A 21,291-nucleotide genomic window follows, 5' to 3' on the forward strand; every position below is an offset into this window, starting at 1 on the left:
CGTCAGTAGTCAGAGCTGTGACCCTTGGCCAGGCGGATAAGTGCCGTCGGTCAGAACCTCGGTACAACAAATGAGCCGTTGGCTTGCGCCCCTGTTCGTAATTAAGTGCACGGCATCTTCGCGCGGCACGTCCAATCCAGCGTAAAGGAGAAACGTCATGGCTCGTGACCAGGATCAGACCGGACAACGCGGCGGCACCAAGGAAACCAACCCCGGCAACTTCGCCAACGACCGTGAAAGGGCCTCGCGGGCGGGCCAGAAGGGTGGCCGCAACTCTGGCGGCAACTTCGCCAATGACCGCGCCCGCGCCTCCGAGGCCGGCCGCAAGGGTGGTCGCAACAGCCACGGGAGCACCAGCGGTTCGTGACCTTGCGGGCCCTCCCTTGCTGTTGTGGACATTTTTTGAATTTTCATGGAACGACGTGATCTGTCAGAAAGTCATCCATGGAGAAGAGGAGGGCCTGCGTCAATGCCAAGTCCCCAGCTGTTTACCATCGAATACCTGCTGCACGGTCAGCCACGACGTTTCATCATCCGCCAGGAACACATGGACAATGCCGAGGCCTGGCATTGGGCGAGTTGCGACGCGGGTTTGGGGATCATTCCGAAGTTCGGACGCGAGCGCATCAAGAAAGTCAGCCGGCCCATGGCCGAACGGCATGGGATAACCGAGGTGCGCTGGAGGGTGTGAACCGGCGTGGACCTGGCCAGCTAATAGACTTCAGTGAAAGAGCGGGCTTGGCCCGCTCTTTCACTGCCATGCACACTCAGGCGCCTGACTCCGGGTCGCTGGCCGGTACCCCAGGGCGGTTCTCTTCCTCGGTCAGGTTCGGGTCGGCATCCGGGTCGTCGGCCTGATCATTGCGGCGGTCTGGCTCGAGTTCCGGCCAGTCGCTCTGCACATCGCCACCGCCCATCCAGTGTTGAGTGCTCATGTCGTCATCCTCTCCTCAGAGTGAAAAAACGGCCCACGCTCGGGCAGGCCGAACACAGGCGTGAACATCGCCACCCTCATGGATTGGGAGGTTGCAAAGCGCTTGAAGGGTCGATTGCATGCCACGGTGCGCCGACCAGCGGTCGCTCAGTTTCCGGAATATTTCACCGCGGCGGCCGTGCGGGTCGGCACATTGAGGGTCTTGAGCAGCGACGACACATGGATGCGCACGGTGAATGGCGAGATGTCCAGTGCCCGGGCGATCTCCTTGTTGGTCTTGCCCTGGGCGATCAGGCGCAGTACGTCCTGCTGGCGGTGGGTGAGCTGTTCCAGCTCGCTGGGGGCTTCCAGTTGCGGTAGCAACCCGCTGGGCGCGTAGTCGACCACCACTTCGCCGTCGCGAATGGCGAGGATGGCCGCGCCGATGGCTTCGGGGCTGACGCTCTTGCCGATGAAACCATCGACGCCGGCGGCCATGACTGCGCAGATCACCTCCGGGTCGTCGACCATCGACACGACGATCAGCGTGGTGCGCTGCAGTTGGCGGCGCAGTTCGGCGAGGCGGCCGATGCAGGTGAGGCCGGGGAAGCGCAGGTCGAGTATCAGGGTGTCGGGCGTCTCGCCCATGCTGGCCAGCCTGAGCACATCGGCCAGGCTGCCGGCTTCCTCCAGGCGCGCCTCGGGCAGGATGCGCCGCACGGTGTTGACCATGGCTTCCCTGAACAGCGGATGGTCATCCGCCACGATGATGCGGCAACTCACGTCGTGGAACTCCCTGTCAGCCGACACATGCTAATTTAGCAGTCACCTGCGGTTTTTTCCCACGCAGCGTGCCGCAAATGCCGACTGGCGCACAAGGACGTTACCCATGAAGTTCGAGAAGAACAACGAGCTGGACCAGGCCAACCTGCGCATCATCGTCGCCTCCTGTGCGATCAGCTACGTGGCGTTGCTGGGTTTCCTGCCGGGCCGCTCGCCTGCCACCTACCTGCCGGTGCTGCTCTACTACGCTGGATTCGTCGTGGTGTCGATCGGCATGCGCCAGGCGATCAAGCGCTGGCCCGGGCACTACCCGGCGCGGCGCATCTTCGGCATGCTGGGCGATTACACCGGCACCAGCTTCGGCCTAGTGGTCGGCGGTGAAACCGCGCTGCCGCTGTATGCGGTGATGGTCTGGATCAACCTGGGCAACGGCATGCGCTTCGGCTCGCGCTACCTGGCCATCGCCACCGTGCTGGCCCTGGCCGCGCTGGTTGTGGTGTGGCAGCTGACCCCCTATTGGCAGGAACAGCCGTTCCTGCTGCCGATGCTGCTGACCACCAGCACCCTGATTCCGTTTTATGCCCACCTGCTGCTCGAGCGCACGCGCAAGGCCACGGCCCTGGCCGAGGCGGCGACCCGCGAGAAGTCGCGCTTCCTGGCTCAGGCCAGCCACGACCTGCGCCAGCCGATCCATTCCATCGGCCTGTTCACCGCCTGCCTGCGCGAAGCGCGGCTGGGCGAGGAAGAGCGGCGCCTGGTGGACAGCATCGACCGCTCGCTGCTCAACGTCTCGCAGTTGTTCCGCTCGATCCTCGACCTGTACACCCTGGACAACGGCCGCGTACAGCCGAAGTGCGAAACCTTCGCCGTGGACGGCTTCCTGCGCGAGTTGTTGCGCCAGAACAGCGAGGCGGCGCGCTGGGCCGGGGTCGAGATGCGCCTGGTGCCCAGCCGCCACTGGACACGCGCCGACCCGGGGATGCTCGCGACCATGGTGCAGAACGTTTTGTCGAACAGCTTCAAGTACGCCGCCGGGCGCCCGTTGCTGATCGGCGTGCGGCCACGCGGCGAGGGGCTGGCCATCGTCGTCTGCGACCAGGGCCGGGGCATTGCCGAGGAGCACCAGGGTCACGTGTTCGAAGAGTTCTACCGGGTGCGCGAGGCACGTGACAAGGACGTCGAGGGCGTCGGCCTGGGGCTGGCCATCGTCAAACGCCTGGGGCAACTGATGGGTTTGGCGGTCAGCCTGCGCTCGCGCCAGGGGCATGGCACCACGCTGACCTTGCAAGGGTTGCCCAAGGTGCCGGCACAAGTGCCACGGGCCGTTGCCGACCAGGCCGTGCAGGCCGGCATGCTCACCGGTTTGCGGGTGTGCCTGGTGGAGGATGACCACAACGTCCTGCAGGCCACCAGTGCCTTGCTGCAACGCTGGGGGTGCGAGGTGCAGGCCGAGAGCTCGCCCTTTGGCCTGGCCAGTGACTGCGATGTGATCGTTGCCGACTACGACCTGGGCCCACAGGCCACCGGCATCGACTGCATCGACCAGTTGCGCGCGCAACGCGGCGCCGAAGTGCCGGCGCTGATCATGACCGGCCATGATATCGACAGGCTGCAGGGCGCCCTGCAGGCACGGGGTATCGCGGTACTGGCCAAGCCGGTGCGACCGGCGGAGCTGCGTGCGGCGCTGCGGGGTTTGCGTGAGAGCGTGGCGGCGCCGGTGGTCTAGGCCGGCGCCCTCGACCATCACTGGAAGACCGGCGCCTGGCCTTCTTTCCAGCAGGTGGGGGATGGCGTGTAGATACCCATGCCGGCCACGGCCACCAGGCCGCCGCTGGGCACCTGGCAGTCGTACTGGCCCTTGCTGGTGCTGGCGGTGAAGTAGGTGGTGTTGGAGTCGCTGCGCAGGTTGCTGACCTTGCTCACGGGCACGCCGAGGGTGACCTCGGTGCGTTGCTTGAGGGTGTCGGCGCTGGGGCTGGCGGTCTGGCAGCCGGCCACGGCGGCCAGGCCGGCGAGCAGGACGAGGGACTTGAAAGGGAAGGACTTGAGGATCATCGCGTTGCTTCCTTGGCATTGTTCTCGGTACCGCGCCCGCGCCGCCAGGAAGGGGGCTGGCGGTGGGACGCTGGGCCGACTATAGCGCTGAGGCGGCGTTGCGCGATGTAGGGCGGATGTCCGAGGTGGCATTTTGCCTTGATTGGGTTGCGGGATGCCTTCCACCTGACTGCATGCAGGCATCTCGCCGCCCACTGGCAGTCAGCGCTTGAGCACCAAGGTCAGAATGTCATAACTGGCCACCAGCTCACCCAGCTGGTTGGTCACCTCCACATCCCAGGCCACCACCCCTTGTGGCTGCCCCTGCGGGCTGGTCTTGCCCTGGTCGATCTTGCGCTTGCAGGTCAGGCGCGCCTGGATTGTGTCGCCGATGCCCACCGGGGTGATGAAACGCAGCGTGTCCAGCCCGTAGTTGGCCAGCACCGGCCCTTCGCCGGGGCTGACGAACAACCCGGCGGCCGCCGACAGCACGAAGTAGCCGTGGGCGATGCGCTTGCCGAACTGCGACTGTCTGGCGGCGATCTCGTCGAAGTGCATGTAGAAGTGATCCCCCGACAGGCAGCCGAAGTTGACCAGGTCGGCCTCGGTCACCGTGCGACGGTGGGTCAGCAGCGACTCGCCGATGCGCAGGTCGTCGAAATGGCGGCGGAACGGGTGTACTTCGGTTTCGATCACCTCGGCGCCGCGCACGTACTCGTCGGTCACTGCCATCAGCATACTCGGCGAACCTTGCACCGCGGCGCGCTGCAGGTAGTGCTTGACCGCGCGCAGGCCGCCCAGCTCCTCGCCGCCGCCGGCACGACCGGGGCCGCCGTGCTTGAGCTGCGGCAATGGCGAACCATGCCCGGTGGACTCCTTGGCCGCCTCGCTGTCGAGTACCAGCAGCCGCCCGTGCCAGGCCGCCGCCACCGGGATGGCCTTGGCCGCCACGGCGCGGTCGGCGGTGACCAGGCTCGCCACCAGGCTGCCCTTGCCGCGGGCGGCCAGGGCCAAGGACTCGTCGAGGTCGTCGTAGGCCATCAGCGTGCTGACCGGGCCGAACGCCTCGATATCATGGGGACCGCCCTCGGCATGCGGGTCGCGGGCCAGCAGCAGGGTCGGGGCAAAGAACGCGCCCTCGGCCACGCCATCGCCGACCGGGGTGAAACCGTCACTGGCGCCCAGCAGCTGCTCGCAGGTGGCCAGCAACTGGCGCACGCGCTCGGTGACATCACGCTGCTGGTCATGGGAGGCCAGCGCCCCCATGCGCACGCCTTCCACCGAAGGATCGCCCACCACCACCTTGCGCAGGCGTTCGCGCAGACGAGTGGCCACCGCGTCGATGTGCCTGGCCGGGACGATGGCGCGGCGGATCGCCGTGCATTTCTGCCCGGCCTTGGTGGTCATTTCCCGCGCCACTTCCTTGATGTACAGCTCGAACTCCTCGCTGTCAGGGCTCACGTCCGGGCCAAGAATGGCGCAGTTCAGCGAGTCAGCCTCGGCGTTGAACGGCACCGAGTTGCGGATCAGGTTCGGGGTGACGCGCAGCTTGGCTGCGGTGTCGGCGGAGCCGGTAAAGGTCACCACATCCTGCCCCTGCAGGCGCTCGAGCAGGTCACCGGTGCTGCCGATCACCAGTTGCAGGCTGCCGGCCGGCAACAGGCCCGATTCGTTCATCAGCCGTACCACGGCCTCGGTCAGGTAGCTGGTGGACGTGGCAGGCTTGACGATGCACGGCATGCCGGCCAGGAAGGTCGGGGCGAATTTCTCCAGCATCCCCCAGATCGGGAAGTTGAAGGCGTTGATATGCACGGCCACGCCCGCACGCGGCACCAGGATATGGCTGCCGGCGAAATGGCCTTGCTTGCCCAGGGGGATCGCCGGGCCTTCGTGTACCAGGTTACCCGAGGGCAGCTCGCGGCGGCCCATGCTCGAATAGGCGAACAGCGTGGCGTTGCCGCCTTCGATGTCGATCCAGCTGTCGGCGCGGGTGGCGCCGCTGTGATGGGACAGGGCGTAGAGCTGCTCCTTGCGCTCGGCCAGGTACAGCGCCAGGGCCTTGAGGCGGGCGGCGCGCTGCTGGAAATCCATGGCCAGCAGCTGCTTCAGGCCCTGGACGCGGGCAAAGTCCACGGCCTCGGCGAAGTCCGGGCGTTCCTCGTGGCTGTAGGCCAGGACGTGGCCGTCGAGGGCGCTGCGCAGGGCCTGGGCGCCGTGCTGGCCGATCCAGCGGCCGGCGATGAAGCTTTGCAGGGTAGGGGCGGCGGACATGCTGTTCTCCTTGCTGTTCTGATAGACAGGGGGCGCGCTTACCAGAGCGCCAGGGTGTAGCCGATGATCAGGCGGTTTTCGTCAACGGCATTGGTCAGGCCATTGCCGGAACGGAAGGTGACGTTGCGCCAGCGCAGGCTGACGTCCTTGAACGGACCGCTCTGGATCACGTAGGTGATGTCGGTGTCGCGTTCGCGCTCGCGGCCATTGCTGAGCGTGGCGGTTTCGGCGTGGCGGCCGTCGGTGTAGCGGGTCATGAAGCTCAGCCCGGGGATACCCATGGCCACGAAGTCGTAGTCGTAGCGCAGCTGCCAGGAGTCGAGCCCGGCGCGGGTGAAGGTGTTGTAGGTGACCAGGTTGACGGTGTACGGATCACCGCCGTTGAGGAACGGGAAGGCGCTGTCGCCGGACATCTGCTGCCAGGTGGCGGTGAACTTGTGGGCCTTCACGCCCAGGGTGAACATGGCGTTGAAGTTGCGGTTGTCGATGTTGCCCGCGCGCTCGGCGCCGTCGCCGCGGCTGTCGAAGTAGCGCAGGTCGCTGCGCAGGCTGATGCCCTCGGCCAAGGGCTGGGTATGCAGAAAACCGAGGTATTGCTGGCGGTAGATGTCTTCGAGCTTGGCGTAGTAGTAGCTGATGCTGGCCTGCGGGGTGATGGCGTAGCTGCCGCCGCCGAAGTCGAAGTGGTCGCTGCTGGCGGCGCCGTAGCCGATATCATCGCGCCCGGACGAGTCGCGCAGGTTGGCCTTGGTCAGGCGCCCGCCGTTTAAGGTCAGGCCGTCCAGCTCCTGGCTGGTCAGCAGGCCACCCTGGAAGGTCGAAGCCAGCAGGCGGGTGTCGTTGTAAACCACCACTGGCAGGATCGGCTGCAACGTGCCCATGCGCAGGGTGCTCTTGGAGACCCGCAGCTTGGCGGTCAGGCCCAGCTCGCTGTAGTCGTCCACCGGCTCCATGCTGTTCGGCCCGTAGGGCAGCAGGCCGGTGTTGCGTCGGTCGCGGCTGGAGTCGAGCTTGATGCCCAGTTGGCCCATGGCGTCCACCCCGACACCAACCGGCCCCTCGGTGAAACCCGACTCGAAGCGGGCGGTGAAGCCCTGGCCCCATTCCTCGGCCTTGCTCTGCGGGGCGTTGCTCTGGCGGAAGTCGCGGTTTATGTAGTGGTTGCGCAGTTCGAGGCGGGCGTGACTGTCAGCGATAAAGTCCGCCATGGCCGGCAAGGGCAGGGCGAGGGTGGCCAGCCAGGCGGCTGACTTGAGGTGCATGCGGTTCATTGTTGTTGTACCCGACATTGTTATTGTTCTTGAAGTCAGTGCTTGCTGGCACCGGCGGCGCCGATACCGGTCATCGAACGGATGAATTGGGCCAGGTAGCGCCCACGCTCTTCGTGCGCCCGCTGCGAGCCGTCGGTGACCGAGAAGGCCCAGGCCGCGAGGAAGGCCAGCGACATGGAGAACAGTGCCGGGTTGCTGTAGGGGAACAGCGCCCGTTCGTTGTGCAGCACGTTGACCCACACCGCCGGGCCCAGCACCACCAGCACGATCGCCGAGACCAGCCCGGCCAGGCTGCCGCCCACCGCGCCACGGGTGGTCAGGCCCTTCCAGAACATCGAAAGCAGCAGCACCGGGAAGTTGACCGAGGCGGCCACCGCCAGCACCAGGCCGGAGAGGAAGGCGATGTTCTGCGACTCGAACAGCAGCCCCAGCAGCACCGCGAACAGGCCGATCCCCAAGGTGGCCAGGCGCGATACGCGCATTTCTTCCTGCTCGCTGGCCTGGCCCTTGCGCACCACGCAGGCGTACAGGTCGTGGGATACCGCCGAGGCGCCGGACAGCGCAAGGCCGGCGACCACGGCGAGGATGGTGGCGAAGGCCACCGCCGAGATGAAGCCGAGGAACAGGTTGCCGCCCACCGCCTGGGCCAGGTGCACGGCGACCATGTTGCCGCCGCCGATGATCGCCCCGGTGGCGTCGCGGTAGGACGGCTCGGTACCGACCATGACGATGGCGCCGAAACCGATGACGATCAGCAGCAGATAGAAGTAGCCGATGAAGCCGGTGGCGTAGAACACGCTCTTGCGCGCTTCCTTGGCGTCGCTGACGGTGAAGAAGCGCATTAGGATATGCGGCAGGCCGGCAGTGCCGAACATCATGCCCAGGCCCAGGGAAATGGCGTCCACCGGGTTGGACAGCAGCGCGCCCGGCGCCATGATCGCCTGGCCCTTGGCGTGCACGGCCACGGCGCTGGCGAACATTGCCTCGGTGCTGAAGCCGAAATGCCTGAGCACCATGAACGCCATGAAGGTGGTGCCGGAGAGCAGCATCACCGCCTTGATGATCTGCACCCAGGTGGTGGCGAGCATGCCGCCGAAGGTGACGTACAGCACCATCAGCGCACCCACCAGCATCACCGCGTACAGGTAGTTGATGCCGAACAGCAGCTCGATCAGCTTGCCGGCGCCGACCATCTGCGCCACCAGGTACATCAGCGCCACGGCCAGGGTGCCGAAGGCCGAGGTCAGGCGCACCGGAGCCTGGGCCAGGCGGTAGGAGACGACGTCGGCGAAAGTGTACTTGCCCAGGTTGCGCAGGCGCTCGGCGATCAGGAACAGGATGATCGGCCAACCGGCGAGCACGCCCAGGGCATACAGCAGGCCGTCGTAGCCGTTCATGAACATCATTGCCGAGATGCCCAGGAAGGACGCGGCGCTGATCATGTCGCCGGCGATTGCCAGGCCGTTCTGCATGCCGGTGAGGCCGCCGCCGGCGGTGTAGAAGTCGCTGGCCGAGCGGGTGCGCAGGGCCGCCCAGCGGGTCACCAGCAAGGTGAAGCAGACGAACACCAGGAACATCGAGATGGCGGTCCAGTTCATCGCGCGCACTCCTGCTTGACCACTTCGTTGAGCGGGTCGATGACGCGGTTGGCGCGGTGCATGTAGATGCCGGTGAGGGCGAAGGACAGCAGCACCATCAGCACGCCCACCAACATGCCGACGCTGGTCACCCCGCCGCTGAGGGACTGGCCGAGCACGCCTGGGGCGAAGGCCACCAGCAGGACGAAGCCGTAATAGGCGACAAACATGGTCAGGGTCAGGCTGCCGTTGAGGCGGCGCTTGCGCTTGATCAGTTGCACGAAGGCGGGGTGGTTGCTGATGGTTTCGATGTGTTCGGGTGTCATGGGAGCGTTCTCTCTGGCTGTTGTAATTGTTTTTCAGGTCACGCGGGTGTTGCGGTGTTGCTGAGGGCGCCTCGGTGTCAGAGCTGATCGAAGTCGAGCACCACCTTGTCGCTCAGCGGGTAGGTCTGGCACGACAGCACGTACCCGGCGGCCACTTCGTAGTCTTCCAGGGCATGGTTGCTGTCCATCTCCACCTCGCCCTCGATCACCTTGCACTTGCAGGTCGAGCACACCCCGGCCTTGCACGAGTACGGCAGCTCGGCGCCGATGGCATTGCCGGCGTCGAGCACGCTGCGGGTGTTGCGCGGCAGGTCGAAGGCCAGGGCGCGGCCATCGCTGATCACGGTCACCTGGCTGACTGCCGAATCCAGCTCGCGGGCCGCTTCACGGGCCTCGCGGCGGGCTTCGCTGCCGGTGGCGGCGAACAGTTCATAGTGGATGCGCGCCTTGTCCATGCCGTTGGCCTGCAGGCTGTCGCGCACGGTTTCGGTCATGGCCTGGGGGCCGCAGATGAAGGCGGCATCGAGTGAGGTCACGTCGAGCCAGCGGGAGAACAGCTGGCCGCACTTGTCGGCGTCGATGCGGCCGTTGTACAGGTCGACGTCCTGTTGCTCGCGGCTGAACACGAAGATCAGGTTGAGGCGCTCGAGGTACTGGTTCTTCAGGTCCTCGAGGCGGTCGCGGAACAGCGCGCTGTTGCTGGCGCGGTTGCCGTACAGCAAGGTGAAGCGGCTGTCTGGTTCAGTGGCCAGCGTGGTGGCGACCAGCGACAGGATCGGGGTGATGCCGCTGCCGGCGGCCACGCCCAGGTAGTTGCCCCGGCGCGCCGGGTCCAGCGGTACGAAGAAGTTGCCCGAGGGCGGCATCACTTCGAGCTGCTGACCGGCCTTGAGCACTTCGTTGGCGAAGGCCGAGAAGCGCCCACCAGGCACGCGTTTGACCGCCACGCGCAGCTCGCCATCCTGCACTGCGCTGCAGATCGAATAGGAACGGCGCACTTCCTCGTCATCGAGCTGGGTGCGCATGACCAGGTACTGGCCCTGGGTGAAACGGAACTCATCGCGCAGGTGCGCGGGCACGTCGAAGGCGATGGACACCGCGTCGCGGGTCTCCTGACGCACTTGCTTGATGGTCAGGCTGTGAAACTGGCTCATGGCATTCTCCACGGCTCAAAGGCATTTGAAATAGTCGAACGGTTCCAGGCAGGCGCGGCAGCGGTACAGGGCCTTGCAGGCGGTGGAGCCAAACTGGCTGAGCAGTTCGGTATCGGCGCTGCCGCACTGCGGGCAACACACGCTGGGTGCCGCACCGCGCAGGTTGGCGCTGCCCTCGGGTGGGGCGATGCCGTAGGCGCGCAGCCGCTCACGGCCTTGCGCACTGATCCAGTCAGTGCTCCATGCCGGGGTGAGACGACGCTCCAGCGCAGGCTCAGCGAAACCGGCCTGCTCCAGGGCCTGGCGAATGTCACTCTCGATCACCTCGGTGGCCGGGCAGCCGGAGTAGGTCGGGGTGACCACCAGGTGCAGGTGGCCGGCGCGCCAGTCGAGGTCGCGCACGACACCCAGGTCGACCACGCTGACTACCGGTACTTCCGGGTCCATCACCTCGGCCAGCACCGCCCAGGCCCGGCTCAGGTCGCCATCGCGCAAGGCCCTGGCGCCGCGGTCGCCGGCGATCAGCTCACCAGGTCGCATCGGGGTAGGCTCGCGGCAGGAACTGCATTTCAGCCAGCAGCAGGCCGAGGTGTTCGCTGTGCAGGCCCTTGCGCCCGTCCAGGTAGAAGTGGCTGGCGGCCTTGGGCAGGGGCAGGTCGACCGAGGCGAAGATGGCCGTGACGTTGTTCAGCCAGTGCTGGGCGATCCGCGCCGGGTCGGCGCCGACACCGGCATTGGCCAGCTGGACTTCGCCGTCGTTGGCCACGCTCAATTCGACCGTGAAGCGCCACAGTGTCGGGATGGCTTCGAGCATGCGCCGACGGCTTTCTTCAGTGCCGCCGCCCAGGCGCTGCACCCACTCGCCGGAGCGGCGCAGGTGGTAGGTGACTTCTTTCAGGGCCTTGGCGGCGATGCCGGCGATGCGTTCATCGCTGGAGGCCGTGAGCCCTTCGAGCGTGGCATGGTGCCAGGCGTCGTAGAGGAACTGCTTGAGCATGGTGACGGCGTAGTCGCCGTTGGGTTGCTCGACCAGCAGCAGGTTGCGATAGGCGCGTTCGTCGCGGCGGAACGCCAGGGCATCGGCGTCGCGGCCGTCGTCCAACAGTTCGGCGGCATAGTCCAGCCAGTTGCGCGCCTGGCCCACCAGGTCGAGGCCGACGTTCATCAGCGCCAGTTCTTCTTCCAGCGCCGGCGCCTTGCCGCACCACTCGCACAGGCGCTGGCCCTGGACCAGGGCGCTGTCGCCGAGCAGCAGCAGGTATTGGATGAGTGCTTGCTTGTGCATGGCGGGCCTCACATGTGTCCGACTTCGGCGGGCAGCTCGTAGAAGCTGGCATGGCGGTAGACCTTGTCGTCCGCCGGGGCGAACAATGGGTCCTTCTCGTCGGGCGAAGAGGCGGTGATCAGCGCCGAGGGCACCACCCACAGGCTCACGCCTTCGCTGCGGCGGGTGTACAGCTCGCGGGCGTTCTCGATGGCCATGGCGGCGTCGGCGGCATGCACGCTGCCGACGTGCTTGTGGTTCAGGCCGTGCTTGCTGCGCACGAATACTTCGTAGAGGGTCCAGTCAGACATGCTCGATCTCCGCATCGATGGCCGCTTCAGGCGGCGTTCTTGTTGTGTTGCTTGCGCGCATAGGCCACGGCGGCCTCGCGTACCCAGGCGCCGTCTTCGATGGCCTTGCGGCGGGTGGCGACGCGCTCCTGGTTGCATGGGCCGTTGCCCTTGAGCACCTCGTAGAACTCTTCCCACTGGATCTGGCCGAAGTCGTAATGGCCGCGTTCGGCGTTCCACCTGAGCTCAGGGTCGGGAGCGGTGCAGCCGAGCAGTTCCAGCTGCGGCACGGTCTGGTCGATGAAGCGCTGGCGCAGTTCGTCGTTGCTCTGGCGCTTGATCTTCCAGGCCATGGATTGCGCGCTGTTGGGCGAATGTTCGTCGCTGGGGCCGAACATCATCAGCGCCGGCCACCACAGGCGGTCGATGGCGTCCTGGACCATGTCCTTCTGCGCCTGGGTACCGTGGCGCATCATGGTCAGCAGCAGTTCGTAGCCCTGGCGCTGGTGGAAGCTTTCTTCCTTGCAGATGCGGATCATGGCGCGGGAGTAGGGGCCGTAGGAGGTGCGCTGCAGCACCACCTGGTTGACGATCGCCGCGCCGTCCACCAGCCAGCCCACCGCGCCCATGTCGGCCCAGCTCAAGGTCGGGTAGTTGAAGATGCTCGAATACTTGGCCTTGCCGCTGTGCAGCTTGGCGATCTCTTCGTCGCGGTCGGCGCCAAGGGTTTCCATGGCGCTGTACAGGTACAGGCCGTGGCCGGCCTCGTCCTGGATCTTGGCCATCAACTGCAGCTTGCGCTTGAGCGAAGGGGCGCGAGTGACCCAGTTGCCTTCCGGGAGCATGCCGACGATCTCGGAATGGGCGTGCTGGGAAATCTGGCGGATTAGCGTCTGGCGGTAGGCCTCGGGCATCCAGTTCTTGGCTTCGATCTTGATCTCGGCGTCGATCTTCTCCTGGAAGACGCGCTCTTCGGGCGACATCTCTTCCAGGGTCTTCAGGCGCTTGACGCCGGTTTCTACGAGCTGTGCGTACATGGTCGTGCTCCCGCTGATGGGCTGCTTGGGGCGTGGGTCATTTATAAGCGATACAAAACACAACATCAAACAGTATTTGATGTATCAAATACGATTTGTGTATCGCTTTCGCATGAGTTGGCCGGGCGTGGCAGCGGGCTTGCCCGCGATAACGTTCGGCCAGGCGAAAAAAAGCCCCGGAACTTGGCCGGGGCTTTCCAGTAACCGCTATCGGTCAGCTGGCCAGGCGCTTGTCATACACATGACAGGCCTTGCCTTCCGAGCGTTTCAGCGTGCCGCACGGCTGCAACTGGATCTGCGTGCTGATGCCGATGTAGGTCTTGATCTGCTTCGCCAGTTCACCCACCACTTGCTTGCGCTGGCCCTCGTCGAGGTACTGGCTGTCGCTGCGCAGTTCAACATGCACCTCGACGCTGTCGAGATTTCCATTACGATACAGGTGGATCTCATATAGCTCGGAAAGCTGTTTTATCTTGAGTACCTGCTCCTCGATCTGCGTCGGGAACACATTGACCCCGCGAATGATCAGCATGTCGTCGCTGCGCCCGGTGATCTTGCCGATGCGCCGCATCGGCCGCGCCGTGCCCGGCAGCAGGCGGGTGAGGTCGCGGGTGCGGTAGCGCACCATCGGTAACGCTTCCTTGCTCAGCGAGGTGAACACCAGCTCGCCGAGCCGGCCGTCCGGCAGCACCTGGCCTGTGACCGGGTCGATGATCTCGGGGTAGAAATGGTCTTCCCAGATGGTCGGGCCGTCCTTGGTATCGATGCACTCCATGGCCACGCCCGGGCCCATGATTTCCGACAGCCCGTAGATATCCAGGGCGTCGATGCCCAGGCGCTGCTCGATGGCGCGGCGCAGTTCGTCGGTCCAGGGTTCGGCGCCGAAGATGCCCAGGCGCAGTTTGAGGTCGTGCGGGTCGATGCCCTGGCGCTCGATCTCGTCGGCGAGGTTGAGCATGTACGAGGGGGTGACCATGATGATGTCCGGCTGGAAGTCGCGGATCAGCTGCACCTGCTTCTCGGTCTGGCCGCCGGACATGGGGATCACCGTGCAGCCCAGGCGCTCGGCGCCGTAGTGCGCGCCCAGGCCGCCGGTGAACAGGCCGTAGCCGTAGGAGACATGCACCTTGTCGCCGCGGCGCCCGCCGGCGGCGCGAATCGAGCGCGCCACCACGTTGGCCCAGGTGTCGATGTCGTTCTGGGTGTAGCCGACCACCGTCGGCTTGCCGGTGGTGCCGCTGGAGGCGTGCAGGCGCACCACCTGGTCCTGGGGCACGGCAAACATGCCGTAGGGGTAGTTGTCGCGCAGGTCGTTCTTGCCGGTGAAGGGGAAGCGGGCCAGGTCCTCCAGCGATTTCAGGTCGTCGGGATGGGCGCCACAGGCGTCGAAGCGCTGACGGTACAGCGGCACATTGGCGTAGGCGTGGTTCAGGCTCCAGCGCAGGCGCTCCAGCTGGTGCTGGCGCAGTGCGTCGAGGCTGGCGGTTTCCATCGGGTCGAGCAGGGCGCGGTCGGCATCGTGGTAGAGATTCATGGTTTCACTCGAGTTGTTCTTGTCGTGGGCCGGGGCCCTGAGTGTCATGGCAGGCAGCATACTGCCCGCGTCGCGTGGCGTCTCTGGCGGCTGATCAGAGGCGCTCGATCACCAGGGCGATGCCCTGGCCGACGCCGATGCACATGGTGCACAGGGCGTAACGGCCGCCGGTCTGCTCCAGCTGGTGCAGGGCGGTGGTGACCAGTCGTGCGCCGCTCATGCCCAGCGGGTGGCCCAGGGCAATGGCGCCACCGTTGGGGTTGACCCGCGGATCGTCGTCGGCCAGGCCCAGCTCGCGCAGCACGGCCAGGCCTTGGGCGGCAAAGGCTTCGTTGAGCTCGATCACGTCCATGTCGGCCAGCGCCAGGCCGGTCAGCTCCAGTACCTTGTGGGTCGCCGGCACCGGGCCGATGCCCATGAGGCGTGGCTCGACGCCGGCCACCGCCAGGCCAAGCACCCGGCCACGGGCCTTGAGGCCGTGGCGTTGCGCGGCCCGTGGACTGGCCAGCAGCAGGGCGCAGGCGCCGTCATTGACCCCCGAGGCATTGCCGGCGGTGACGCTGCCGCCCTCACGGAACGGCGTGCCCAGGCGCGCCAGTTGTTCCAGGGTGGTGTCGCCTCGTGGATGTTCATCGTGCTCGACGCGTTTGGGCGGGCCTTTGCGCTGCGGGATCTCCACCGCGACGATCTCCTGGGCCAGACGGCCATTGGCCTGGGCGGCGGCGGCCTTGAGCTGGCTGCGCAGGGCGAAGGCATCCTGGTCTTCGCGGGAGATGTCGAAGCGCTCGGCGACGTTCTCGGCGGTTTCGGGCATCGAATCGATGCCGTATTGCGCCTGCATCGACGGGTTGACGAAGCGCCAGCCGATGGTGGTGTCGAACAGTTGCGCGCTGCGGCCAAAGGCCTGTTCCGACTTGCCAATGACGAAGGGTGCCCGCGACATCGACTCGACGCCGCCGGCCAGCATCAGCCCGGCTTCGCCGCAGCGCAGGGCGCGGGCAGCGTTGCCGATGGCGTCGAGGCCCGAGCCGCACAGGCGGTTGATCGTGGTGCCGGGCACCTCGATCGGCAGCCCGGCCAGCAGGGCGGCCATGCGCGCGACGTTGCGGTTGTCTTCGCCGGCCTGGTTGGCGCAGCCGAGGATCACATCGTCCAGCGCCGCCCAGTCCAGCCCGGGATGGCGCGCCATCAGCGCCTTGATCGGCACCGCGGCAAGGTCGTCGGGGCGCACGCTCGACAGGGCGCCGCCGTAGCGGCCGATGGGGGTGCGCACGGCATCGATGATCAGCGCGTGGGGCAGGCTGGCGTCAGTCATTTGAGGTCTCCGGCGACAGCACGGTGCCGCGCACTTTGTAGGATTTGCCGTGGAACAGGGCGATCAGCTCGCCCTGCTGGTTCTCGATGCGCACGTCGTAGTTGCCGGTGCGGCCTTTGCGGCTTTGTTCGCTGGCGCTGGCCTGCAGGCGGTCGCCGAGCCGCGCCGGGGCCACATAGTCGATGCTGCAACCCAGGGCCACGGCCGCTTCATCGTAGCTGTTGCAGGCGAAGGCGAAGGCCGAATCGGCCAGGGCGAACAGGTAGCCGCCATGGCAGGTGCCGTGGCTCTGGATCATGTCGGCGCGCACGGTCATGCCCAGGCGGGCGCTGCCGGGGCCGGCTTCGAGCAGTTCGATGCCCAGGCCCTGGCTGGCGGCGTCACGGCCGAACATGGCCTCGGCGCAGGCGCGGGCCAAAGCGTGTGCGGATTGATCAGCCATGCAGGCGGCCTCCTTCGGCGTGGGTGCGGCGCAGCAACAGGGACGGCCGGTAACGTTCCTCGCCGTAGCTGCGTTGCAGGTGGTCGAGCACGTTCAGGGTGTAGCCGATGCCCAGCTGGTCGGCCCAGGCCAGCGGCCCGCGCGGGTAGTTGACCCCGGCGCGCATCGCCAGGTCGATGTCGCCGGGGGTGGCGACGCCTTGCAGCACGGCATCGGCGGCTTCGTTGGCGAGCATGGCCACGGTGCGCAGCACCACCAGGCCGGGCAGGTCGGCCACCGGGCAGGCGCTCAGGCCGGCCCGGGCAAGCAGGGCGACGGCCTGGTCCAGGGCCATGGCACTGCATTCGGCGCCGTGGCTGATGGCCAGGCGCGGGGCGCTGGCGTAGTCCAGGGCCAGGTCCAGCAGCACCAGGTTGCGCAAGCCGTCCTCGCGGGCGCGCTGGCTGGCCAGGCGGCCATCGGACAACGCCAGGGTGGCATCTCCCACACGGAGCAGGCCGGTGCCGGCGCGTTCGGTGACGCCGACACCGTTGGCGCGCAAGCGCTCGACCAGGGGCTGCAGGGTACCCAGGTCACCTTCCACCGTGCAGCGTTCGACAGACGTCTGGCTGGTCAATGTCGCGGCCTGCAGCCGTTCGGCACCCTCGGCGTAGTCATAAAAGCCCTGGCCGGTCTTGCGCCCGAGGCGCCCGGCATCGACCAGCTCTTTCTGCACCAGCGACGGCTGAAAGCGGAAATCGCCATAGAAGGCTTCGAATACCGAGCAGGTCACCGCGTAGTTGATGTCGTGACCGATCAGGTCGGTCAGTTCGAAGGCGCCCATGCGAAAGCCCCCGGCGTCGCGCAGCAGGGCATCGAGGGTGGCGCAGTCGGCGGCGCCTTCCTGCAGCAGGCGCAGGCTTTCGGCATAGAAGGGCCGGGCCACGCGGTTGACGATAAAGCCCGGCGTCGAACGGGCATGCACCGGTTGCTTGCCCCAGGCGCGGGCGGTGTCGTAAAGCGTGGCCGCCAGGCTCGGCGCGGTGGCCAGCCCGGAGACGACCTCCACCAGCGCCATCAAGGGCGCCGGGTTGAAGAAGTGCATGCCAATGACCCGCTCCGGGTGTTTGAGCCCGGCGGCGAGGCTGGTGATCGACAGCGAGGAAGTGTTGCTGGCCAGGATGCAGTCCGTGGCGCACAGGCCTTCAAGCCGACGCAGCAGGTCCTGTTTGACAGGCAGTTGTTCGACTATGGCTTCGATCACCAGATGGGCGTCGGCCAGGGCGTCGAGGCTGTCCACGGGTTGCAGCCGGTCGCGGATCGCGCTGCGGCTGTCAGGCGCAAGCTTGCCTTTTTCCACCTGCCTGCCGAGCAGGCGATCGATGCCTTCGATCGCCTGCTCGGCGGCGCCGGGGCGCGTATCGTAGAGACGCACGGGATGGCCGGCCTGGGCCGCCACCTGGGCGATGCCGGCCCCCATGGCGCCTGCGCCGATCACTGCCACCAGGGCGTCATTGTCGAGTGCGGCCATGATCAGCGCCCCTTGAACACGGGTGTGCGTTTGTTCATGAAGGCGCTGACGCCTTCGCGGTAGTCCTCGCTGCGCCCGGCCAGGCGCTGGAGGTCGCGCTCCAGCTCCAGCTGTTCATCGAAGCGGTTGTCGAAACTCTGGTTGAGGGCACGCTTGATCAAGGCCAGGCCGTAGGGGGGCTGGGCCGCCAGGTGACGCGCTAGGCCGAGTGCCTCGTCGCGCAGCGCGGCATCGTCCACCACCCGGTGGATCAGCCCCCATTGCTCGGCCTGCTCGGCGCTCAGGCGCTCGCCCAGCATGGCCAGTGCCTTGGCCCGGGCCATGCCGACCAGTCTGGGCAGCAACCAGGTGCCGCCGGAGTCCGGCACCAGGCCAATCTTGCAGAACGCCTGGATGAAGCTCGCCGAGCGTGCCGCCAACACCAGGTCGCAGGCCAGTGGCAGGTTGGCCCCGGCACCGGCGGCCACGCCGTTGACCGCGCAGATCACCGGCAGCGGCAGGTCGCGCAGGCTGCGCACCAGCGGGTTGTAGAACTGCTCGATGGACTGGCCAAGGTCGGGCAGCTCGGCGCCGGGCGCGACATTGCGGTCGGCCAGGTCCTGGCCTGCGCAGAAGCCACGGCCTTCGCCGGTCAGCAGCAGTACCCGGGCGCGTTCGCTGTGGCGTACCTGCTTCAAGGCCTCGCGCACCTCCAGGTGCATCGCGGTATTGAAGCTGTTGAGCTGCTCGGGCCGGTTGAGCGAGAGGAGGGCAACGCCGTCGTCGCCGATGGAAAACAGGATGTGCTGGAAAGACATGACTGGCTCGCTCCGTCAGTCGGTGGAAGGCTTACAGCCCTTGGAATCGGGCCGGGCGTTTTTCCTGGAAGGCGCGGATGCCTTCGTTGCGGTCGGCGGTGCCGGCCAGCAGGGTGAAGGCGTGGCGCTCGAAGCGCAGGCCGCTCGCCAAGTCCATGTCCTGGGCCTTGAGCAGCGCCTCCTTGGCCAGGCGCACCGCCAGCGGCGCCTTGGCGGCGATCGCTACGGCCACCTGCAGGGCACGCTCGACGGTGAGTTCGGGCTCGGTGACTTCACTGACCAGGCCGGCCTGCAGGGCATGGCGGGCGCCGATGGCCTCGCCGCCGAGGACCATCTGCATGGCCAGCGGCTTGCCCACGGCGCGCAGCAGGCGCTGGGTGCCGCCGGCGCCGGGGAGGATGCCGAGGTTGATTTCCGGCTGGCCGAAACGGGCGTCGCTTCCGGCGATGACGATATCGGCGCACATCACCAGTTCGCAGCCGCCGCCGAGGGCGAAGCCGTTGACGGCGGCGATCAGGGGTTTGCCGAAGCCGGCTATGCGCTGCCAGTGGGATACGCGTGGGTCGTCGAGGATGCCGACCAGGTCGCGCTGGGCCATTTCGTTGATATCGGCGCCGGCGGCGAAGGCCTTGCGACTGCCGGTGATGACCACGGCTCGGATCTGCGGATCCTGGTCGGCGGCATTCAGTTCTGCGGCCAGCTCTTCCAGCAGCGCTGTGTTCAGGGCGTTCAGGGCTTGCGGGCGGTGCAGGGTGATCAGACGGACACCGTCCGCCGGGGCCTGCACGATGAGGTTGCTTGGCATGGGATACCTCGGGCTGCACGTTCGGCGCCGGCTGGGGCCGGCTTTTCTTGGAATTGTTCGTGGTGCTGGGGCAAGTATATGTTCAATGCGATACATAAAATCAACATCGAAATTATAATTTCGTATCTTGATGTGATGCGAGTTACGCTATCGCGGGGCAAGCCCGCTCCCACGCCGCCTTGCTTTCATAGCTGATATTGGGGGCAGCTTTGCCCAGTGATGAGGTCTTCACTGGTCTGAAGCTTGGTGAGGAAAGCGATACACCGGCAAGGCATTGACTAAGTGATTTGATCTGATACAGGATCGCCAAGTCTTCTAAATCATATCGAGAGCCAGACCCATGCCCTGCTACCGCCTCGACGGCCTGACCCCCGTGGTCCACCCCAGCGCCTACGTACACCCCAGCGCCGTGCTGATCGGCGACGTGCTGGTCGGCGCAAACTGCTACATCGGCCCCTTGGCCTCGCTGCGCGGCGATTTCGGGCGAATCATCCTGGAAGAGGGCGCCAACCTGCAGGACACCTGCGTGATGCACGGTTTTCCCGGCGGCGACACGGTGGTCGAGCGCAACGGCCATATCGGCCATGGCGCCGTGCTGCACGGCTGCCGGATCGGCGAGGATGCCCTGGTCGGCATGAACGCGGTGGTCATGGACGCCGCGCATATCGCCCCGCGCTGCATCGTCGCCGCCACGGCCTTCGTCAAGGCCGGCTTCGAATGCCCGCAGCAACACCTGGTGGTCGGCGCGCCGGCCGTGGCCAAGCGCCCGCTCAGCGACCAGGAACTGGCCTGGAAACAGCGCGGTACCGCCGAATACCACAGCCTCGCCCGGCGTTGCCTGAGCGCGCTGGTGGAATGCCCGCCATTGACCGCGCCGGAGCAGGACCGCCCGCGCATGGGCGACTCCGGCTTCAGGCCCAAGGCCGAGGGCGGTGCATGAGCCTTGCGCGGTCGCGGCAGGCAGGTATAGTCGAGGCTTTAGCCGCGCCTCGTTCCCCCATGAGCAGCCTTGCCCCCCTGAATCACCTGATCACCCGTTTCCAAGAGCAGACGCCGATCCGCGCCAGCTCCCTGATCATCACTCTCTACGGCGATGCCATCGAACCCCATGGCGGCACGGTCTGGCTGGGCAGCCTGATCAACCTGCTGGAGCCGATGGGCATTAACGAGCGGCTGATCCGCACCTCGATCTTCCGCCTGACCAAGGAAGGCTGGCTGACCGCCGAAAAGGTCGGTCGGCGCAGCTATTACAGCCTCACCGGCACCGGCCGGCGGCGCTTCGAAAAAGCCTTCAAGCGCGTCTACAGCGCCAGCCTGCCGGCCTGGAACGGCGCCTGGACCCTGGTGCTGCTGGCCCAGCTCGACGCCACCAAACGCAAGGCCGTGCGTGAAGAGCTCGAGTGGCAAGGCTTCGGCGTCATGGGCGCGAACCTGCTGGGCTGCCCGCGCACCGACCGTGCCGACCTGGCCGCCACCCTGCGCGAGCAGGATGCCGAGGACGACTGCATCGTCTTCGAGACCCACGCCCAGGAAGTGCTGGCCTCCAAGGCCCTGCGCGCCCAGGTGCGGGAAAGCTGGAACATCGAGGAACTGGGCCAGCACTACAGCGAGTTCATCCGCCTGTTCCGCCCGTTGTGGCAGGCGATGAAGGACCTGGACGCGCCAAGCCCGCAGGACTGCTTCCTGGCGCGCACGCTGCTGATCCACGAGTACCGCCGCCTGCTGCTGCGTGATCCGCAGTTGCCGGACGAGCTGTTGCCGGGGGATTGGGAAGGGCGCGCGGCGCGGCAGCTGTGCCGCAACCTGTACCGGCTGGTGCAGGGCAGGGCGGAGGAATACCTGGCCAGTGCGCTGGAAACGGCGGATGGGCCGTTGCCGGATGCCAACGAGAGTTACTTCAAGCGCTTTGGCGGGCTTGGTTGAATTGTGACCGATGGCGACCTGGCAATTCTGTCAGTTGCCGGTGTT

21 protein-coding genes and 2 pseudogenes are annotated in these 21,291 nt (G+C 66.5%); 5 read left to right on the forward strand and 18 right to left on the reverse strand.

The features are described 5' to 3' along the window. Positions 1–157: 157 nt before the first annotated feature. Together R5C80_RS03770 and R5C80_RS03775 are read left to right on the forward strand one after the other, a co-directional pair. Entirely contained in the window at positions 158–367 is a 210-nt protein-coding gene (locus R5C80_RS03770) for a general stress protein (protein WP_023632601.1), read from the forward strand. Positions 368–469: 102 nt separating this feature from the next. Then, positions 470–688 (forward strand): annotated as a pseudogene (locus R5C80_RS03775) (DUF6555 family protein); the annotation flags it as partial. 79 nt (positions 689–767) lie between these two features. On the opposite strand, the gene R5C80_RS03780 reads toward R5C80_RS03775, so the two are convergent. Both R5C80_RS03780 and R5C80_RS03785 read right to left on the reverse strand, forming a co-directional pair. Then, positions 768–935: a hypothetical protein gene (locus R5C80_RS03780; protein WP_158659514.1), complete on the reverse strand. Its 168-nt coding sequence runs from the start codon at positions 933–935 to the stop codon at positions 768–770. A gap of 146 nt (positions 936–1,081) precedes the next feature. After that, a complete protein-coding gene (locus tag R5C80_RS03785) occupies positions 1,082–1,696 on the reverse strand; it encodes a LuxR C-terminal-related transcriptional regulator (protein WP_023632602.1) in 615 nt (204 codons plus the stop codon). Positions 1,697–1,802: 106 nt separating this feature from the next. Here R5C80_RS03785 and R5C80_RS03790 point away from each other — a divergent pair, with 106 nt between their 5' ends. Beyond that, positions 1,803–3,422 (forward strand): hybrid sensor histidine kinase/response regulator, encoded by a 1,620-nt coding sequence (locus tag R5C80_RS03790; RefSeq protein WP_110604717.1) that lies wholly within the window; start codon positions 1,803–1,805, stop codon positions 3,420–3,422. Between the two features lie 17 nt (positions 3,423–3,439). On the opposite strand, the gene R5C80_RS03795 is transcribed toward R5C80_RS03790, so the two are convergent. From R5C80_RS03795 to paaF, 16 genes and pseudogenes are all read right to left on the reverse strand, one after another. Beyond that, the gene (locus R5C80_RS03795) at positions 3,440–3,751 is read right to left on the reverse strand and encodes a hypothetical protein (protein WP_046855646.1); all 312 of its coding nucleotides are present in this window, start codon (positions 3,749–3,751) and stop codon (positions 3,440–3,442) included. Between the two features lie 201 nt (positions 3,752–3,952). After that, a complete protein-coding gene (paaZ, locus tag R5C80_RS03800; protein ID WP_263158236.1) occupies positions 3,953–6,001 on the reverse strand; it encodes a phenylacetic acid degradation bifunctional protein PaaZ in 2,049 nt (682 codons plus the stop codon). 38 nt (positions 6,002–6,039) lie between these two features. Next, positions 6,040–7,272 carry an OprD family porin gene (locus tag R5C80_RS03805; protein ID WP_319049816.1) on the reverse strand — a complete coding sequence of 411 codons (1,233 nt, stop codon included), beginning with the start codon at positions 7,270–7,272 and terminating at the stop codon, positions 6,040–6,042. Between the two features lie 35 nt (positions 7,273–7,307). Then, positions 7,308–8,876, reverse strand: a pseudogene (locus R5C80_RS03810) (cation acetate symporter); the annotation flags it as partial. Further along, on the reverse strand, positions 8,867–9,175 hold the full coding sequence (locus R5C80_RS03815; RefSeq protein ID WP_023631978.1) for a DUF485 domain-containing protein: 309 nt from the start codon (positions 9,173–9,175) through the stop codon (positions 8,867–8,869). The gene R5C80_RS03815 and the pseudogene R5C80_RS03810, both read right to left, overlap by 10 nt. Positions 9,176–9,252: 77 nt before the next feature. Beyond that, positions 9,253–10,329 (reverse strand): 1,2-phenylacetyl-CoA epoxidase subunit PaaE, encoded by a 1,077-nt coding sequence (gene paaE, locus R5C80_RS03820; protein WP_263158233.1) that lies wholly within the window; start codon positions 10,327–10,329, stop codon positions 9,253–9,255. Between the two features lie 15 nt (positions 10,330–10,344). Continuing rightward, a complete protein-coding gene (gene paaD / locus R5C80_RS03825; RefSeq protein ID WP_038706123.1) occupies positions 10,345–10,869 on the reverse strand; it encodes a 1,2-phenylacetyl-CoA epoxidase subunit PaaD in 525 nt (174 codons plus the stop codon). Continuing rightward, a complete protein-coding gene (gene paaC / locus R5C80_RS03830) occupies positions 10,856–11,614 on the reverse strand; it encodes a 1,2-phenylacetyl-CoA epoxidase subunit PaaC (protein WP_263158231.1) in 759 nt (252 codons plus the stop codon). The genes paaD and paaC overlap by 14 nt, the downstream gene beginning before the upstream one ends. A gap of 8 nt (positions 11,615–11,622) precedes the next feature. Then, positions 11,623–11,904, reverse strand: coding sequence for a 1,2-phenylacetyl-CoA epoxidase subunit PaaB (paaB, locus tag R5C80_RS03835; protein ID WP_023631078.1), 282 nt, complete (start codon positions 11,902–11,904; stop codon positions 11,623–11,625). A 26-nt stretch (positions 11,905–11,930) separates the two neighbouring features. After that, the gene (paaA, locus tag R5C80_RS03840; protein ID WP_263158229.1) at positions 11,931–12,920 is read right to left on the reverse strand and encodes a 1,2-phenylacetyl-CoA epoxidase subunit PaaA; all 990 of its coding nucleotides are present in this window, start codon (positions 12,918–12,920) and stop codon (positions 11,931–11,933) included. 214 nt (positions 12,921–13,134) lie between these two features. Continuing rightward, positions 13,135–14,454 (reverse strand): phenylacetate--CoA ligase PaaK, encoded by a 1,320-nt coding sequence (paaK, locus tag R5C80_RS03845; RefSeq protein WP_263158227.1) that lies wholly within the window; start codon positions 14,452–14,454, stop codon positions 13,135–13,137. A gap of 94 nt (positions 14,455–14,548) precedes the next feature. Beyond that, positions 14,549–15,769 (reverse strand): 3-oxoadipyl-CoA thiolase, encoded by a 1,221-nt coding sequence (gene pcaF, locus R5C80_RS03850; protein ID WP_319049817.1) that lies wholly within the window; start codon positions 15,767–15,769, stop codon positions 14,549–14,551. Then, the gene (gene paaI, locus R5C80_RS03855; RefSeq protein WP_263158225.1) at positions 15,762–16,211 is read right to left on the reverse strand and encodes a hydroxyphenylacetyl-CoA thioesterase PaaI; all 450 of its coding nucleotides are present in this window, start codon (positions 16,209–16,211) and stop codon (positions 15,762–15,764) included. Before paaI ends, pcaF begins: the two co-directional genes overlap by 8 nt. After that, positions 16,204–17,721 (reverse strand): 3-hydroxyacyl-CoA dehydrogenase PaaH, encoded by a 1,518-nt coding sequence (gene paaH, locus R5C80_RS03860; protein WP_263158224.1) that lies wholly within the window; start codon positions 17,719–17,721, stop codon positions 16,204–16,206. The genes paaI and paaH overlap by 8 nt, the downstream gene beginning before the upstream one ends. A 2-nt stretch (positions 17,722–17,723) precedes the next feature. Continuing rightward, positions 17,724–18,518: a 2-(1,2-epoxy-1,2-dihydrophenyl)acetyl-CoA isomerase PaaG gene (gene paaG / locus R5C80_RS03865; protein WP_263158223.1), complete on the reverse strand. Its 795-nt coding sequence runs from the start codon at positions 18,516–18,518 to the stop codon at positions 17,724–17,726. 31 nt (positions 18,519–18,549) lie between these two features. Next, a complete protein-coding gene (paaF, locus tag R5C80_RS03870; protein ID WP_110604707.1) occupies positions 18,550–19,323 on the reverse strand; it encodes a 2,3-dehydroadipyl-CoA hydratase PaaF in 774 nt (257 codons plus the stop codon). A gap of 340 nt (positions 19,324–19,663) precedes the next feature. Here paaF and paaY point away from each other — a divergent pair, with 340 nt between their 5' ends. Together paaY and paaX are read left to right on the forward strand one after the other, a co-directional pair. Continuing rightward, complete coding sequence (paaY, locus tag R5C80_RS03875; protein WP_094009904.1) at positions 19,664–20,263, forward strand: phenylacetic acid degradation protein PaaY; 600 nt, start codon at positions 19,664–19,666, stop codon at positions 20,261–20,263. Between the two features lie 59 nt (positions 20,264–20,322). After that, the gene (paaX, locus tag R5C80_RS03880) at positions 20,323–21,246 is read left to right on the forward strand and encodes a phenylacetic acid degradation operon negative regulatory protein PaaX (RefSeq protein ID WP_110604706.1); all 924 of its coding nucleotides are present in this window, start codon (positions 20,323–20,325) and stop codon (positions 21,244–21,246) included. The last annotated feature ends 45 nt before the right edge of the window (positions 21,247–21,291 follow it).

The organism is Pseudomonas sp. On1, assembly GCF_033783325.1.